Here is a 15665-nt window from a genome sequence, read left to right as displayed (position 1 = left end):
GAATTGCGGTCAGGTTGTCTCTGCGCGCTTGCAGATCAAACCTCCCTCCGGCTCAAAAACGCCAGCCGCTCGAACAGGTGCACGTCCTGCTCGTTCTTGAGCAGCGCGCCGTGCAGCGGCGGGATCAGCTTGCGCGGGTCGCGTTCGCGCAGTTGCTCGACGCTCATGTCCTCGTTGAGCAGCAGCTTGAGCCAGTCGAGCAGCTCGGAGGTTGAGGGCTTCTTCTTCAGACCTGGCACCTCGCGCACCTCGAAGAAGATGCGCAGCGCTTCCTCGACCAGGCGCTTCTTGATGCCGGGGAAATGGACGTCGACGATGCGGCCCATCGTGTCGGCGTCGGGAAACTTGATGTAGTGGAAGAAGCAGCGGCGCAGGAAGGCGTCCGGCAGCTCCTTCTCGTTGTTGGAGGTGATCATCATGATCGGGCGCTGCTTCGCCTTGATCGTCTCGCCGGTCTCGTAGACATGGAATTCCATGCGGTCGAGCTCGAGCAGCAGGTCGTTCGGGAATTCGATGTCGGCCTTGTCGATCTCGTCGATCAGGAGCACCGGGCGCTGCTCGGCGGTGAAGGCGTCCCACAGCTTGCCGCGCTTGATGTAGTTCTTGATGTCGGAGACACGGGCATCGCCGAGCTGGCTGTCGCGCAGGCGCGACACCGCATCGTATTCATAGAGGCCCTGCTGCGCCTTGGTGGTGGACTTGATGTGCCAGGTCAAAAGCGGCGCGTTCAGCGCCTTCGCCACTTCCTCCGCCAGCACGGTCTTGCCGGTGCCGGGCTCGCCCTTGATGAGCAGCGGCCGCTCCAGCACGATTGAGGCATTGACGGCGACCTTGAGATCGTCGGTCGCAACATAGTCCTTGGTGCCGGTAAATTTCATCGCGCGTCCTTGTTGGTCGTCGGCCGGGCATCGCCCTGGTCCAACAAACGGAACGGCCGCTCATGGCGGCCGTTCCTGGTTCGGTCAGGCTTTCAGACCCGTTTTATCAGCGAAAGGATGACGAGCACAATCACCGCGCCGATGGTGGCGTCCACGATCGCGCCGATCGTGCCGGTGGCCAGCGCAATATGCAGTTGCGGCAGCACCCAGCTCGCCACCAGCGCGCCGATGATGCCGACCACCATGTTGCCGATCAGCCCAAATCCCGCCCCATGGACAATCTTGCCGGCAAGCCAGCCGGCGATCGCGCCAATGATGAGCGCCGCGAGAATTCCCATTGCAAACGTCCCCAAAACAACCCCGTGAGACGGTCAATTCTAGAGCAAAAAGCCGACCGGTCCAGCGTCCCGCGCCGGGCTGCGCCCCTTGACGTTCGCCCCCCGACGGGCAATCTGTCACCCATGTTCCTGCAATTCTTCACTTCTCTGCGCGATGCGCAGGTCCCCGTGACGCTGCGCGAATACCTCACGCTGATGGAGGCGCTCGACGCTGATCTGTCGGACTACTCGGTCGAGAATTTCTACTATCTGTCGCGCACCTCGCTGGTGAAGGACGAGCGTAACCTCGACAAGTTCGACCGCGTCTTCGGCACGGTGTTCAAGGGGCTGGAAAGCCTGCTCGACGCCATGGAGAAGGCGGAGATCCCCGAGGAGTGGCTGAAGAAGCTCGCCGAGAAATACCTCAGCGAGGAGGAGAAAAAGCAGATCGAGGCCATGGGCTGGGACAAGCTCATGGAGACGCTGAAGAAGCGCCTCGAGGAGCAGAAGGGCCGGCACCAGGGCGGCTCGAAGTGGATTGGCACTGCCGGCACCTCGCCGTTCGGCGCCCACGGCTACAATCCCGAAGGCGTCCGCATCGGCCAGGAGAAGAACCGCAACAACCGTGCCGTGAAGGTGTGGGACAAGCGCGAGTTCAAGGATCTCGACGGCAATGTCGAGCTCGGCATCCGCAACATCAAGGTGGCGCTGCGGCGCCTGCGCAAGTTCGCGCGCACCGGCGCGCCTGACGAACTCGATCTCGACACCACCATCCGCGAGACTGCCAATCACGGCTATCTCGACGTCCACATGCGGCCCGAGCGGCGCAATGCGGTGAAGCTGCTGGTGTTCTTCGACATCGGCGGCTCGATGGATTCGCATATCGAGCAGGTCGAGGAGCTGTTCTCGGCGGCGAAGAGCGAGTTCAAGCACATGGAGTATTTCTACTTCCACAATTGCCTCTATGAGGGCGTGTGGAAGCAGAACAAGCGCCGCTTCACCGACCGCACGCCGACCTGGGACGTGCTGCACAAATACCCGCACGACTACAAGGTCGTGTTCGTCGGCGACGCATCGATGTCGCCTTACGAGATCATGGTGCCGGGCGGCTCGGTCGAGCATGTCAACGAGGAGCCGGGCTCGGTCTGGCTCGACCGCATCATCCGCACCTATCCGCATACGGTGTGGCTCAATCCGGTGCAGCAGAAGCACTGGGACTATTCGGAATCGACCACCATCATCAAACGCATCTTTGCCAACCGCATGTACCCGATCACGATCGAGGGTCTTGAGGGTGCGATGAAGGAATTGACGCACTAGCTGCACGCGCCGTCAGTCCGGACGGCCGCGCAGAGGCCGACAAGAGGGAGAACCACATGCCCCAGACCATCACCCGCGGCATCAAGGCGCTGATCGACGAGGCCAATGCCGAGATCGAGACGCTCAACGCCAAGGAGGCCATCGAGATCTCCAAGAACGGTGACGTCGTCATCGTCGACATCCGCGACCCCCGTGAGATCGAGCGCGACGGTCGCATCCCCGGCGCGTTCGCCTGCACCCGCGGCATGCTCGAATTCTGGATCGATCCGCAGAGCCCCTATGCGAAGCCGATCTTCCAGCAGGACAAGAAATTCGTCTTCCATTGCGCCGGCGGCATGCGCTCCGCGCTCGCGGCGAAGACCGCCAAGGACATGGGCCTGAAGCCCGTCGCCCACATCGCCGGCGGCTATGCCGCCTGGCGCGATGCCGGCGGTCCGGTGGAGCAGTGGGAGCCGAAGAAGAAGGGGTGAGAAGTGCTGCGCTGTCGCGCCAATCTCCGCTGTCATTCCCCGCGAAAGCGGGGAATCCAGTACGCCGCAGCTTCTCGACTCAATCACAACCGCCTCTGGAATACTGGATCGCCCGGTCAAGCCGGGCGATGACAGCGGAGTTTGATGCGCATTGCTTCAACTTCGGAATGACAAGAAAGACCTCGCATGACCGCCACCGACCCCCTCGTCTCCACCGAATGGCTCGCCGCCCACATTGACGACGCCAACGTCAAGATCCTCGACGCCAGCTTCAAGCTGCCGGGCGTGCTGCCGCTGCCGAAGGACGACTATCTCGCCGCGCATCTGCCGGGCGCCGTGTTCTTCGACGTCGACGCGGTGTCGGATCATTCAAACCCGCTGCCGCACATGTATCCGAGCGCCGAGCAGTTCGGCCGTGACGCGGGCAATCTCGGCATCTCCAATGCCGACACCGTCGTGCTCTACGATGCCGGCGGCTGGGTCGCTGCTCCCCGCGCCTGGTGGATGTTCCTGGCCTTCGGCCACAGCAATGTGCGCATCCTCAATGGCGGGCTGAAGAAGTGGCGCGCCGAGGGGCGTCCGGTCGAGAGCGGCGAGGTGAGGCCGAAGCCCGCGACGTTTAGGGCGAGCTACGATTCAAAACGCGTACGCAGCATGCAGCAGCTGATCGCCAACGTCGAAAGCAGCAAGGAGCAGGTGATCGACGCACGCGCCGCCGACCGCTTCGAGGGCCGCGCGCCCGAGCCGCGCGCGGGCATCCGCTCCGGCCACATCCCGGGCGCGCGCAACGTGCCCTACAATCAGCTGTTCGATGCCGCGACCGGCACCATGAAGCCGCTCGACGATCTCCGCGCTGCCTTCGCGAACGCCGGCGTCAAGCTCGATGCGCCGATCGTGACGAGCTGCGGATCGGGCGTGTCCGCCGGCGTGTTGACGCTCGCACTCTATCGCCTCGGCATCACCGACACCGCGCTCTATGACGGCTCGTGGTCGGAATGGGGCCAGGCCGGCGGCCCGCCGGTCGCGACCGGGCCGGCGTAGCCTTACTGGCGCGTGCGCGTGGCCGTTGTCGCCAGCATCTGCTGCTGGCCGAACAGATCATAGCTCTGCCGCAACTGCTGGGGCGGAGGACGCTGCACCATGCGGTGCCGCTTCTTCGCCTTCGCCTGGCGCTTGGCCGCCTTGCTGTCCGGGGCGCTGCTGTCCGTCTTCGCGTCTCCCTTGGCCTTCGCCGGCGCATCCTTCAAGGCCGGCGCCGCCGGATCGTTCAGCGCGGCCACCTTGGCCGGGGCAATGTCGGGCGCCGGGGAGGCAAGGCCCTCACCGGGATCAGCCGGCGCCGGTTCGCTGGCGGTCACGGCAGGCGTGGCCTCGGGGATCGATGCCGTGGTGTCGGCCCGGGTGAGTGTGTCGGCAGGAGCCGGCGCGATGGCTTCCGTCGTGGCCTCGGCCTGCACCGGCTCGGCGACCGGAGGCGCGGCCTCAGGGACCTGCGGCGGCACGTCGGGCTCGGTCGTCAGGGCGGCCACCTGTTCGGGCTCGTTCGCCGGCAAGCCGATGGTCGGCACCCGGTCGCGCAGCGATGGCGTGGGCTCGGCGGCCGCCTCAGGCTCGGCGCGGAGCGCCGCGAGCACCGGCTGGGCCGGCTCGGAAACCTGCGCAAACACCTTCTCCTGTGGGCCGTTCCGCCAGGAGGGGTTGCTGACATACTGCTCGTGGGTGGCCCGCAGCAGCGCGGCGACACCTAGGCCGAACACCAGGATGGAGGTTGACAGCAGGATCGCGGCAAACAGGAAGCGAAAGCCGGGAAGCATCGGACGGGTTACGAATTTCCGCCCCGGCGGGTGGCGGCCGGGACCCAAGAGCCATCTGAACGCGGTGACGGTACTGATTGCCGTTCGCCAGGGACAGAAGCTCAGAGCGGAGGCGAATCAGGCTGATTCGAACATATCGCAACGCCTCCGCGCCGTTCCCTTAAATTCGGGGCCGGAGACTCCGGCAATCTGCGGCCCGATGCGATTTCCGCCCCCTGATGCAACGAGGCAACTGTGTGTGCCTGCATCACAAATCGCTAACTCAGGCACAAATCAGCCTGTAATGTCTTGAATGTGCCGCTATCTTCGGTCATCTGGCCGTTAACGGTCCGGATGGGCTCGGGGACTATACAAGAGCGATGATGATCAAACATTTTCTGACGATATGCGCTGCCGCAACAGTCGCTGCGGCGGGAACCTCGCTCGCACAGGCTCAGAGCTATCCGGTCCAGCAGGCGCCGAGCTATGGCGCTCCGGCCGAATATCGCCCCGGCGACCGCACGCCGAATTTCGACTCGCTGGACGATGAAGACGACGCGATGCCGCAGGCGTCGCTGCCGCCGCCTGGTCCGGCCGACGATCCGCGATACGGCCGCCCGGCTGGCCCTCCGCCGGTCTATTCCGCCGCCCCGCCGCAGGGGCCGGTGATGTCGCCCGATGATCCGCGCTATGGCCGTCCGGCTGGCGCTCCGCCGGTCTATTCGGCGGCGCCGCCGCAGGGCCCCGTGATGTCGCCCGACGATCCCCGCTATGGCCGCCCCGCCGGCCCGCCCGCGGTGATCTATGCCGATCGCCCGGGTCAGGCACCCGGCAGGGACGGCCTGCGTCCGCCGGAGGCCGTCGGTGGTCCCGCCGCGACCGGAACGGTTCAGTCCGGCCAGCCGCCCGTGGGCAACGATGGCCGGCCGATGGCGATCGCTTCGCTGCCGCCCGAGGAGCAGCCCGACGCTGCTCCCGCGCAGTTGTCGCCGAACCTGCGCCGCCAGGAAGTCTCGCTGGCGACCAAGGAGCCGGCTGGAACGCTCATCGTCGATACCCCGAACACCTACCTCTATTACGTGCTCGGAGGCGGCCGTGCGATCCGCTACGGCGTCCGCGTCGGCCGCGACGGCTTCACCTGGACCGGCGTGCAGAAGATCACCCGCAAGGCCGAGTGGCCGGATTGGCATCCGCCAACCGAGATGATCGAGCGTCAGCCCTATCTGCCGCGCTTCATGGCCGGCGGCCCCGGCAATCCGCTCGGCGCACGCGCGATGTATCTCGGCTCGACCGTCTACCGCATCCACGGCACCAACCAGCCTTCGACCATCGGCAAGTTCGTGTCGTCGGGCTGCATCGGCATGCTGAACGAGGACGTCTCCGACCTGTTCGACCGCGTCAAAGTCGGCACCCGCGTGGTGGTGATGCCGGGTGGCCCGCCGCCAGGAACGGCGACCGCCTCCGCTGCGCCGACGTCGGGCGCTGCCGGTCCGGCTCCGATGGCTGCCCAGGCTGGCCCCGTCCCAGGCACCCAGCCGACGGTGGTGCCGCCGCTGCCCGCGCCGGTCACCGTGCGCTAAGCGCTACGAGACAATTCAGATCAGTGAAGGGCGTGCCGTCGGCACGCCCTTTTCGTTTCAGGCCAGCTTGCGCGGCAGCTCGCGACCCCCGGTGAAGGCGTCGATCGCCTCGACCATCTGCCCGTAATGGATGCGCAAGCCGTCCTCGGTGGCGTAGCCGAGATGCGGCGTCAGCACGAGATTGTCGAGCTTGCGGAAGGGATGGTCGACCGGCAGCGGCTCGACCGAGAATACGTCGATGCCGGCGCCCGCGATCTTCCGCTGCTGCAAGGCCTCGAGCAGCGCCTGCTCGTCCACGATCGGACCGCGCGCGGTGTTGACGAGGAAGGCCGTCGGCTTCATCCGCGCGAGATCGGCAGCCCCGACCAGTCCGCGCGAACGATCGCTCAGCACCACATGGATGGTGATGATATCGGCCTTGGCGAACAGCTCCTCCTTGGTGGCGTAGCCGACGCCGGCCGCCGCGCATTTCTCCGGCGTGAGGTTCGGGCTCCAGGCGATCACGTTCATGCCGAATGCTTTCGCGATGCCCGCCATCTTGCTGCCGAGCTTGCCGAGCCCGACGACGCCGAGCGTCAGTCCCTCGATCTCGACACCGGCAAAGCTCTGCCAGGGCTCGCCGGCATGCATGCGCGCGTTCTCGCGGCCGATGCCGCGGGTCAGTTCGAGGATCAGGCCCATGGTCAGCGGCGCGGTCGGATCGCGGGAGTATTGCGTGCCGCCGATGGCAACGCCTTGCGCCTTCGCAGCCTCCATGTCGATCGAGGCGTTGCGCATGCCGGAGGTCAAAAGCAGCTTCAGCTTCGGCAGCGACGCGAACAGGCTCTTGGGGAACGCCGTGCGCTCGCGCATCGCGCAGATGATCTCGAAATCGGCCAGCGCGCTCGCCGCGGCCTGCTCCGAGGCAAAGGGATGGCTGAACACGGTGACGTCGACGCGATCGGACAGTTTTTGCCAGTCGGCGACGTCGAGGGCGAGGTTGAAATAGTCGTCGAGAATTGCACAGCGCAGCCGCGTCATCAGCTTTCATCCATGGCGAGAGGTGACGGCGCCAGGCGGGGAGCGCCATCGTCGGAACCTGGCCATGGTTGCGCGCAATCACGCCTGCGCGCAAGCAGCTGACGTGTTCAAAAATCCGATAGGAGATCCGATAGGGGGGAAGGGTTCAGAGGTCGCGTTGCTTGAGGCGGAACGGCGTATCAATGCCGTGCTTGGCGCGCCAGGCGGGACCGGGACCACGCATGTAGTGCAGCTCGGGGCGGTAAGGGTTGAAAGCGGTAGCGAAGAAACGCTTCCAGAAGCCCTTGATCTCCGTGACGAGTCCGGAAGCGCTACCGGCTCGTGCCGGAACGGCGATGGAATTGGTCTCGATCAGAGCCATGATGTGGCCTCGCTGTTCTCCCCGTCGCTTCTGCCGCGGGTGGCGTCTTTTTCGGCGCCATGACGAGCTTTGGCCCACTTTATTAAAAAATGGTTTCAATTGTCCGGATCGGCGGCCGGATGGTGTCCATCCCGTATTCAACCGTGGTGAACGGAGGGAAAACATTGCCCTTTGGGGGCGGGATCGTTACATCGGCGGCAAGCAAATTTCCTCAAATCGAAGGTTTCACGGGACCGATGGCGCGCCAGTTCATCTATTTCATGCAGGGCCTGACCAAGAGCTACCCGACCCGGAAGGTGCTCGATAACATTCATCTGTCGTTCTACCCGGACGCCAAGATCGGCGTGCTCGGCGTCAACGGCTCGGGCAAGTCGACGCTGCTCAAGATCATGGCTGGCCTCGACAAGGAGTATAACGGCGAGGCCTGGGTCGCCCAGGGCGCCCGCGTCGGCTATCTCGAGCAGGAACCGCATCTCGATCCGGCGCTCTCCGTGCGCGAGAACGTCATGCTGGGTGTCGCCAAGCAGAAGGCCATTCTCGATCGCTACAACGAGCTGGCGATGAACTATTCGGAAGAAACCGCCGACGAGATGACCAAGCTGCAGGACGAGATCGAGGCCCAGGGCCTCTGGGATCTCGACAGCAAGGTCGACCAGGCGATGGACGCGCTGCGCTGTCCGCCCGACGATGCCGATGTGACGAAACTCTCCGGCGGTGAGCGCCGCCGCGTCGCGCTGTGCAAACTGCTGCTCGATCAGCCGGAATTGTTGCTGCTCGACGAACCGACCAACCATCTCGACGCCGAGTCCGTGTCGTGGCTGGAAGGTCATCTGCGCAACTATCCCGGCGCGATCCTGATCGTCACCCACGACCGCTACTTCCTCGACAACGTCACGAGCTGGATTCTCGAGCTCGACCGCGGCAAGGGAATTCCCTACGAGGGCAACTACTCGTCCTGGCTGGTGCAGAAGCAGAAGCGGCTCGAGCAGGAAGGCCGTGAAGACGCTGCGCATCAGAAGACGATCGCCCGCGAGCAGGAATGGGTCGCGTCCTCGCCGAAGGCGCGTCAGGCCAAATCCAAGGCGCGCTACCAGCGCTACGAGGATCTGCTCAAGCAGGCGAGCGAGAAGCAGACCCAGACCGCGCAGATCATCATCCCAGTTGCCGAGCGGCTCGGCGCCAACGTCGTCGATTTCGAAACGCTCAGCAAAGGCTATGGCGATCGCCTGCTGATCGACGATCTTACCTTCAAGCTGCCGCCTGGCGGCATCGTCGGCGTGATCGGCGCCAACGGCGCGGGCAAGACCACGCTGTTCAGGATGATCACCAAGCAGGAAACGCCGGACAAGGGCACCATCACGGTCGGCGAGACCGTGCATCTCGGTTATGTCGACCAGTCGCGCGACGCGCTCGACGGCAACAAGAACGTGTGGGAGGAGATTTCCGGCGGCAACGAGCTGATCCTGCTCGGCAAGAAGGAAGTGAACTCGCGCGGCTATTGCTCGTCGTTCAACTTCAAGGGCGCCGACCAGCAGAAGAAGGTCGGCGCGCTCTCCGGCGGTGAGCGCAACCGCGTGCATCTCGCCAAGATGCTGAAGTCCGGCGCCAACGTGCTGCTGCTCGACGAACCGACCAACGATCTCGACGTCGATACGCTGCGCGCGCTCGAAGAGGCACTGGAAGATTTCGCCGGCTGCGCCGTCATCATCAGCCATGACCGATGGTTCCTCGACCGCATCGCAACCCACATCCTGGCCTTCGAAGGCGAGAGCCACGTCGAATGGTTCGAAGGCAACTTCCAGGACTACGAGAAGGACAAGATGCGCCGTCTCGGCCAGGACAGCATCATTCCGCACCGCGTGAAGTACAAGAAGCTGACGCGGTGATTTCGGCATGATGCGGCGGGCGCTCATAGCTGCGGTGATCGCTATCATCTGCGGCCTGTCGCCCGCCCGCGCCGCCGATGCCGCCTTCACGCAGTTCATCGCCTCGCTCTGGCCGGAGGCGCAGGCCGCCGGCGTGTCGCGCGCGACATTCGATGAGCAGACGCGCGGGCTCGAGCCTGATTACAAGCTGCCCGATTTGATCCTGCCCGGACGGCCCGCGACCGGCGCACCGTCGCAGGCCGAGTTCGTGCAGGTGCCGGCCGACTACGTCAAGGAAGCCTCGATCGCGCGGCTTGCGGGCGAGGGGCAGCGGCTGCTGCAAAAATATCGTCCGGCGCTGAGCGAGATCGAGAAGAAATCCGGCGTGCCGGCCACCATCATGCTCGCGATCTGGGGCCGCGAGACCGATTACGGCCGCTACACGCTGCCTTACGATCTCGTGCGCGTGCTGGCGACGCAGGCCTATGTCGGGCGACGCAAGGACACCTATCGGAACGAGTTCATCCTGTCGCTGAAGATCCTCGGCGAGGGCGTGGTGACGCGCAAGGACATGCGCTCGTCCTGGGCGGGTGCCACCGGGCTCACGCAATTCCTGCCGTCCGAATATTACAAGCACGGTGTCGACTTCGACGGCGACGGCCGCATCGACATCTGGCATTCGGTGCCGGATGCGCTGGCCTCGGCCGCGCAGCAGCTCGTCAACAAGGGCTGGCAGAGCGGCGTGCGCTGGGCTTACGAGGTGCAGGCGCCGGCCAAGGTCGATTGCACCAGCGGCGTGCCCGAGGTGACGAAGCCGATCGGCCAGTGGCTGCGCGAAGGTTTTGTGCCGGTGCGTGGCGAGAAGCTGAGCGCTGCCGAGCAGGCGCAGCCGGCCTCGCTGCTGCAGCCGGAAGGCATTTACGGCCCATCGTTCCTGACGACGAAGAACTACTTCGTCATCAAGGAGTACAATTTCTCCGACCTCTACGTGCTGTTCGTCGGCCATCTCGGCGACCGCATGACGAGCCCGCTGCCGTTCGCGACACAATGGGTGGCCTCCAAGCAGTTGCGCACCAAGGACGTCGAGACCATGCAGCGCGGGCTCACGCGCGTTGGGCTCTACAAGGACAAGATCGACGGCAAGGCCGGGATGCAGACGCGCGCGGCGCTCGGCGCCTACCAGAAGTCGGCAGGCCTCAAGGTCGATTGCTGGCCGAGCGAAGAGGTGCTGCGCTCGATCCAGGCGGCGCGGTAGCGGCCTTAACTCTTCGCCAAAGAAAAAGCCCGGCCGAGGTGCTCGGCCGGGCTTCGATCGCGGCGCGGATGCGCCATGCGATCGGATCTTGCGATCAGATCAGTAGCAAACGCGAACCGGGCGGACGACCCAGCCGTAACCGTCCCAATAGCGCTGGCGCTGCCAGTAGCAGGGCGCGGGCGGCGGGGGCTCGGCAATGTAGACCGGTCCGCCATAGGCGGGACGGCTCGACGCGATGGCGCCGCCGACGATGGCGCCACCGATCAGGCCGGCTGCGATGCCGGCGCCGACGCCGTCATGGGCCTTCGCGGACGGAGTGGCGGTCACCAGCGAACCGGCGATCGTCGCAACCGTGAGGGCGGCAACAAAAGTCTTCTTCATGCTCTTGGCTCTCCTGGGAGATGGACGTCCCTTGTTAGGAGCGCCCGGGTTTCAAAGGTTCACGCACACTCTGATGAAATCGACCGTGCAGCTAGGAAGCGCGCAATTGGTCAATCCACGGTAAACGCGCACGGAGCTGTGACGAGAAAAAGCGGTCTTTTTCAGGCCCGGAGATGAACGGCGCGTCCGTAGTGAACCGGTTCAGCGCGCCTCAGCCACAGACTCTGACGCGGCGGGTGCGCCAGGCGTAGCCATCCCAGAAGCGCTGCCTCTGCCAGACGCAGCCGTCACCGTAGTAGTCGTCCGCGACATAGCCGGGACCCGGCGCGTAGTAGCGGGGCGGGTAGTAGCCGGGGCCATAGGAGTAGCCCGGACCGGGTCCGTAATAATACGGAGAAGCCAGCGCGCCGCCGACAATGGCGCCACCGATGATCCCGGCGGCCACGCCGGCGGCGACACCACGCTGAGCGTGGGCCGGTGTCCCGGCCGTGAGGGCCAGGGTGGCGACGGCGGCGACCGTCAGTAAGAACTTCTTCATTGGCGTGACCTTTCGCACAAACAGGCGGGAACTCTTTGGGGGTAAAGTTCCATACTTCGTTTGAATGATCAATGAACGGCACCTTCGCCGAGGACGACCAATTAATGGATCGCAGGTCCGCGAGGGAGACGACGATGGGCAACGCGATGATGAATACTTTGATCGCTGCCGGGGTCATTTTCGCGATTGGCTATGGCTGGTTCGCCCATCTCCAGAACCGCGGCCGGCGCTCGCGCGCGGGTGCTGGTAGTGACGGAGGGAGTAGCGGCGACGGCTATTCAGCGGCCAGCGACGGCTTCTCGCTGGGGAGCTGGTTTTCCAGCGACAGCTCGGGGAGCTCGAGCGACAGCTGTTCCAGCAGCGATAGCGGTAGCAGTGGCGGGGATTGCGGAGGTGGCGGCGATGGTGGTGGAGGCGGTGGCGGTGACTAGGTCCGCCAAGATCTTGATCCAGTGCAACTCCCTATTTTAGAGCCGTTCTAGGCTGTTTCCGGGCTAGTTTGGAATAGCTTCAAATACCGGTTTTTCCCTTTGCATCCGGACGGCCCCTTAAATATCGATGATGACGCATCACCGAAGGGCCTGCCGCTTCCATGATCGTTTGTTCCTGTAACGTGCTGAGCGATGACGACATCCGCGCCGCGGTCGCCGAGTCCGACGACGCCGTACGTCATGCCAAGCAGGTCTATGGATGCCTCGGCTGTAGCGCCGAATGCGGCCGCTGCGCCCGTACCATCAAGACCATCATCGACGAAACTCTTGGCCCCTGCGCCAAGTCCTGCTGCTCGGGCTGCCCGCACAGCCACACCGTGGCCGCCAATGACGAGACGGCGGAACTCCCCCGGTTCGCCCTCGCGGCCTGCTGAAAACTTCCGCAATTTCGGCTGAGCTTTTCCCCGGCTGCGTCCCCGTGGCCGGTTGCTCTCGTCCTTAAACTGATTTAGAAGCGTTCTAAAGTCGGTTAGGGCCGATTTGGACGCAAGATTTGGAGTGCATCATGCAGGGCGACGCAAAAGTCATCGACTATCTCAACAAGGCGCTGCGCCACGAGCTGACTGCAATCAACCAATACTGGCTGCACTACCGCTTCCTCGACAATTGGGGCCTGCGGGACATGGCCAAGGTCTGGCGCAAGGAGTCCATCGAGGAGATGGAGCACGCCGACAAGCTCACCGAGCGGATTCTGTTCTTCGACGGCTTCCCGAACATGCAGGTGCTCGACCCCCTGCGCATCGGCCAGAACGTCAAGGAGATCATCGAGTGCGATCTCGCCGCCGAGATGAGCGCGCGGGCGCTCTACCAGGAGGCCGCCGGCTATTGCAACGGCGCCAAGGACTACGTCACCCGTGACCTGTTCGAGAAGCTGATGAGCGACGAGGAACACCATATCGATTTCCTCGAAACCCAGCTCGACCTGATCGGCCGCATCGGCCTCGAACTCTACACGCAGAAGCACGTCGGCGGGCTCGAGGGCGAGGGCCACTAAGCTCCGGCACCGGCTCTCTCCTTCGTCATGGCCGGGCTTGTCCCGGCCATCCACGTTTGGCCGCGCGACGAAGACGTGGATGCCCGGGCCTTCGCCTCGCCGAAGCGACTTCGGCCGCGCAGGCGGGTCTAGCCCGGGCATGACGGTTCTTTCGAGCGGCGAACGCTCTCACCTACAACTGCGTCTTGTAGCGCTCTTCCACGATCTCCTGGCTCTCCGGCTCCCCCAGGCCCGTCTGGTCGTGAATGACCTGGCCGATGCTGGGCATCACCGAGCGCTGCACCTTCTCCGGTGACCACAGCTTCGAGCGCATCAGCGCCTTGCCGCAGTGGAAATAGACTTCGCTGACCGCGACGTTCAGGACCGCGCGCGGCGGCTTGCCGAATTCCACCATCGATGCGAGCAGGTCCGGATCGGCCGAGAGCGTGCCGCGTCCGCCGACACGCAGCGTCTCGTCGATGCCGGGGACGAAGAACAGCAGATGCACGAAGCCCGAGCCTTCGACGACGTTGCGAAAACTGTCGATCCGGTTGTTGCCGGCACGGTCAGGCATCAGCACCTGGTTGGGGCCGGCGACATGGACGAAGCCAACCCCTCCGCCGCGCGGCGATGCATCGACGCTGCCGTCGACGCCTGACGTAGCGAGCACGCAGAACGGCGACATCTCGATGAATTTCTTCGCATGCGCATCGATCGCGGGACGCGCCTTTGCGATCACGCGCGGGCTCGGCTTGGCATAGATGGTGGCGAGGTCTTCGGCGCAGAGATCGGTCACGAAGGTCTCCCTGATTGAGGGGCACAGGATAGCATTCTCCGGCTCGACCGCTATCCCCGAAATAGCAGGTGCGGCCCGGTGTAGCCACGGCATGACGCAGGTGGCGTAGACCAGAAATTTCGCTTATAACGGGTGTCGTACTTTGTTGCTTTTCAAGCGAGGAATTCGTCATGGCCCCAACGCAGGCAATGCGGGTCGCGGGCGATCGGCCACGCCGTCGCAAGCATGTCCCGGGACAATTGATCGTTCGGTTGAAGCCGGCCGCTGCCCGGCAGATCGCGGCAGCCTCGCTTCAGGCGACAACGTCACGCGCGCTGATGGCTGCGATGCCCGATGACGTCAGAGGTCCGATCGATTTCCTGCGCGACAATTTCGGGCTTCAGTCGATGAAGCCGCTGTTCGTGGTCGGCGACGATGAGGCGCCCGCGCAGCCCCAGGCGATGGCTTTGGCCGCGGTCCATCGCTCGATAGCACGCTCCGCAACGGCGCCGCCGCGGGAGGCTCTGGCCGGATTTCAGATCGTGCAGTTGAAGGACGGGAAGGTCGATGCAGGCATCCTGAAGCGCCTGCGCGCCTCCAGGGCGGTGGATCTGGTCGAACCCGTTCCCAACCGGTGGCTCAGTGCCGCCGCCGATCCCATGAAGATCCGGCAGTGGGGCCTTCGCGCCATCAGATGGTTCGATCGACCGCGGCCAGGTGCGGGGCGGGTTCATGTCGCTGTGCTCGATAGCGGCGTCGACGCCGGACATCCCGATCTCGTGGACGCGATCGAGGACTACAGGCACGACGGCAACGGACCGCGTGATTTTCTCGGTCATGGCACCCATGTCAGCGGCACGATCGCGGCCGTGGTCAATAACTCGGTCGGTATCGCAGGCCTGGCCAATTGCCGGTTGCACTGCTGGAAGGTGTTCGACGATCCCAAGCGCGCATGCGACGACGAGAATTTCAACTTCGATTTCTACAGCAAGGCGCTTGCGGCCGCGCTCGATTCCAACATCAAGGTCATCAACCTCAGCATTGGCGGCGAGGACCATTCAAAGACGGAAGCGACGGCCTTCGCCGAACTGATCGAGGCCGGTGTCATCATCTCCACCGCGATGGGGAACGAGTACGAGGACGGCAATCCGAAGGAATACCCGGCGGGCTACCCGGACACGATCGGAGTCGGCGCCGTCGACGAGTCCCATCGGCGCGCCTCGTTCTCCAATTCGGGGAAGCATATCAAGCTGGTGGCGCCGGGCGTCAACATCCTGTCGACGGTGCCCCGGGTGAAGGCAAGCTTCGCCGACCATACCAGCTACGATTCCTGGCCCGGGACATCGATGGCAACACCGCATGTGACGGGCGCCGCCGCGCTCGTCTACATCAACAAGCCGAAATCCAGGGCGTCCGGGCTTGCGGTCGCCAGGCGCCTGATCGCGACAGCGATCAAATTGCCGGCGATGCGAGGCAAGGATTTTACGCCGGAATACGGCGCCGGCCTGCTGGATGTTGCCGCTGCACTCGGCCGCGCGAAAGCGGCCAAGAAATCGGGCAGGAAAACTGCCAAGAAAACTGCAAAGGCGAAGCCGGCGCGAAAGAGGCAAAAATAGATTCTGCGACCTTGAATGGGTGCGGCGAACGG

18 protein-coding genes are annotated in these 15665 nt (G+C 64.4%); 10 read left to right on the top strand and 8 right to left on the bottom strand.

Going from position 1 to position 15665, the window contains the following annotated elements:
- Positions 1-35 precede the first annotated feature (35 nt).
- On the bottom strand, positions 36-878 hold the full coding sequence (locus AB7535_RS28050) for an AAA family ATPase (protein ID WP_085405171.1): 843 nt from the start codon (positions 876-878) through the stop codon (positions 36-38).
- Positions 879-970: 92 nt separating this feature from the next.
- On the bottom strand, positions 971-1216 hold the full coding sequence (locus AB7535_RS28045; RefSeq protein ID WP_028152331.1) for a GlsB/YeaQ/YmgE family stress response membrane protein: 246 nt from the start codon (positions 1214-1216) through the stop codon (positions 971-973).
- Positions 1217-1339: 123 nt separating this feature from the next.
- Here AB7535_RS28045 and AB7535_RS28040 point away from each other — a divergent pair, with 123 nt between their 5' ends.
- The 3 genes from AB7535_RS28040 (at position 1340) to sseA (ending at position 4026) form a co-directional block, all read left to right on the top strand.
- Positions 1340-2515: a vWA domain-containing protein gene (locus AB7535_RS28040; protein WP_028156289.1), complete on the top strand. Its 1176-nt coding sequence runs from the start codon at positions 1340-1342 to the stop codon at positions 2513-2515.
- 56 nt (positions 2516-2571) lie between these two features.
- Positions 2572-2985 carry a rhodanese-like domain-containing protein gene (locus AB7535_RS28035; RefSeq protein ID WP_085405170.1) on the top strand — a complete coding sequence of 138 codons (414 nt, stop codon included), beginning with the start codon at positions 2572-2574 and terminating at the stop codon, positions 2983-2985.
- A 186-nt stretch (positions 2986-3171) separates the two neighbouring features.
- Positions 3172-4026, top strand: a complete 855-nt coding sequence (sseA, locus tag AB7535_RS28030) for a 3-mercaptopyruvate sulfurtransferase (protein WP_085405169.1) — start codon at positions 3172-3174, stop codon at positions 4024-4026.
- Between the two features lie 2 nt (positions 4027-4028).
- Here the strand turns inward: sseA and AB7535_RS28025 are convergent, their stop codons facing one another.
- Positions 4029-4799, bottom strand: coding sequence for a hypothetical protein (locus tag AB7535_RS28025; protein ID WP_085405168.1), 771 nt, complete (start codon positions 4797-4799; stop codon positions 4029-4031).
- A 362-nt stretch (positions 4800-5161) separates the two neighbouring features.
- Between AB7535_RS28025 and AB7535_RS28020 the strand changes: the two genes are divergently transcribed.
- Positions 5162-6358: a L,D-transpeptidase family protein gene (locus AB7535_RS28020; RefSeq protein ID WP_071917197.1), complete on the top strand. Its 1197-nt coding sequence runs from the start codon at positions 5162-5164 to the stop codon at positions 6356-6358.
- Between the two features lie 57 nt (positions 6359-6415).
- Here the strand turns inward: AB7535_RS28020 and AB7535_RS28015 are convergent, their stop codons facing one another.
- Positions 6416-7378, bottom strand: a complete 963-nt coding sequence (locus AB7535_RS28015; protein ID WP_085405167.1) for a D-2-hydroxyacid dehydrogenase family protein — start codon at positions 7376-7378, stop codon at positions 6416-6418.
- Between the two features lie 145 nt (positions 7379-7523).
- The gene (locus AB7535_RS28010; protein WP_085405166.1) at positions 7524-7739 is read right to left on the bottom strand and encodes a hypothetical protein; all 216 of its coding nucleotides are present in this window, start codon (positions 7737-7739) and stop codon (positions 7524-7526) included.
- Between the two features lie 236 nt (positions 7740-7975).
- Between AB7535_RS28010 and ettA the strand changes: the two genes are divergently transcribed.
- Both ettA and AB7535_RS28000 read left to right on the top strand, forming a co-directional pair.
- Positions 7976-9625 (top strand): energy-dependent translational throttle protein EttA, encoded by a 1650-nt coding sequence (ettA, locus tag AB7535_RS28005; protein ID WP_085405165.1) that lies wholly within the window; start codon positions 7976-7978, stop codon positions 9623-9625.
- 7 nt (positions 9626-9632) lie between these two features.
- Positions 9633-10859, top strand: coding sequence for a lytic murein transglycosylase (locus tag AB7535_RS28000; protein ID WP_085405164.1), 1227 nt, complete (start codon positions 9633-9635; stop codon positions 10857-10859).
- 99 nt (positions 10860-10958) lie between these two features.
- Here AB7535_RS28000 and AB7535_RS27995 read toward each other — a convergent pair whose 3' ends face one another.
- Positions 10959-11240 carry a hypothetical protein gene (locus AB7535_RS27995; protein WP_071910256.1) on the bottom strand — a complete coding sequence of 94 codons (282 nt, stop codon included), beginning with the start codon at positions 11238-11240 and terminating at the stop codon, positions 10959-10961.
- 211 nt (positions 11241-11451) lie between these two features.
- Positions 11452-11778 (bottom strand): hypothetical protein, encoded by a 327-nt coding sequence (locus tag AB7535_RS27990; RefSeq protein ID WP_063981473.1) that lies wholly within the window; start codon positions 11776-11778, stop codon positions 11452-11454.
- A gap of 134 nt (positions 11779-11912) precedes the next feature.
- Between AB7535_RS27990 and AB7535_RS27985 the strand changes: the two genes are divergently transcribed.
- The 3 genes from AB7535_RS27985 to bfr all read left to right on the top strand — a co-directional run bounded on the left by AB7535_RS27985 (position 11913) and on the right by bfr (position 13263).
- Positions 11913-12209 carry a hypothetical protein gene (locus AB7535_RS27985; protein ID WP_085405318.1) on the top strand — a complete coding sequence of 99 codons (297 nt, stop codon included), beginning with the start codon at positions 11913-11915 and terminating at the stop codon, positions 12207-12209.
- 161 nt (positions 12210-12370) lie between these two features.
- The gene (locus tag AB7535_RS27980) at positions 12371-12643 is read left to right on the top strand and encodes a (2Fe-2S)-binding protein (RefSeq protein ID WP_063981474.1); all 273 of its coding nucleotides are present in this window, start codon (positions 12371-12373) and stop codon (positions 12641-12643) included.
- A gap of 131 nt (positions 12644-12774) precedes the next feature.
- Complete coding sequence (gene bfr, locus AB7535_RS27975) at positions 12775-13263, top strand: bacterioferritin (RefSeq protein WP_014492874.1); 489 nt, start codon at positions 12775-12777, stop codon at positions 13261-13263.
- Between the two features lie 172 nt (positions 13264-13435).
- Here the strand turns inward: bfr and AB7535_RS27970 are convergent, their stop codons facing one another.
- Positions 13436-14038 carry a pyridoxamine 5'-phosphate oxidase family protein gene (locus AB7535_RS27970; protein ID WP_028156299.1) on the bottom strand — a complete coding sequence of 201 codons (603 nt, stop codon included), beginning with the start codon at positions 14036-14038 and terminating at the stop codon, positions 13436-13438.
- Between the two features lie 170 nt (positions 14039-14208).
- On the opposite strand from AB7535_RS27970, the gene AB7535_RS27965 reads away from it, so the two are divergent.
- The gene (locus AB7535_RS27965) at positions 14209-15633 is read left to right on the top strand and encodes a S8 family peptidase (protein ID WP_439037388.1); all 1425 of its coding nucleotides are present in this window, start codon (positions 14209-14211) and stop codon (positions 15631-15633) included.
- The last annotated feature ends 32 nt before the right edge of the window (positions 15634-15665 follow it).

Origin of the sequence: Bradyrhizobium sp. 956_D2_N1_4, from assembly GCF_052076025.1 — a bacterium.
GTDB classification, from domain to species: Bacteria; Pseudomonadota; Alphaproteobacteria; order Rhizobiales; family Xanthobacteraceae; genus Bradyrhizobium; species Bradyrhizobium barranii.
This window is presented reverse-complemented; position numbering and strand designations above follow the sequence as displayed.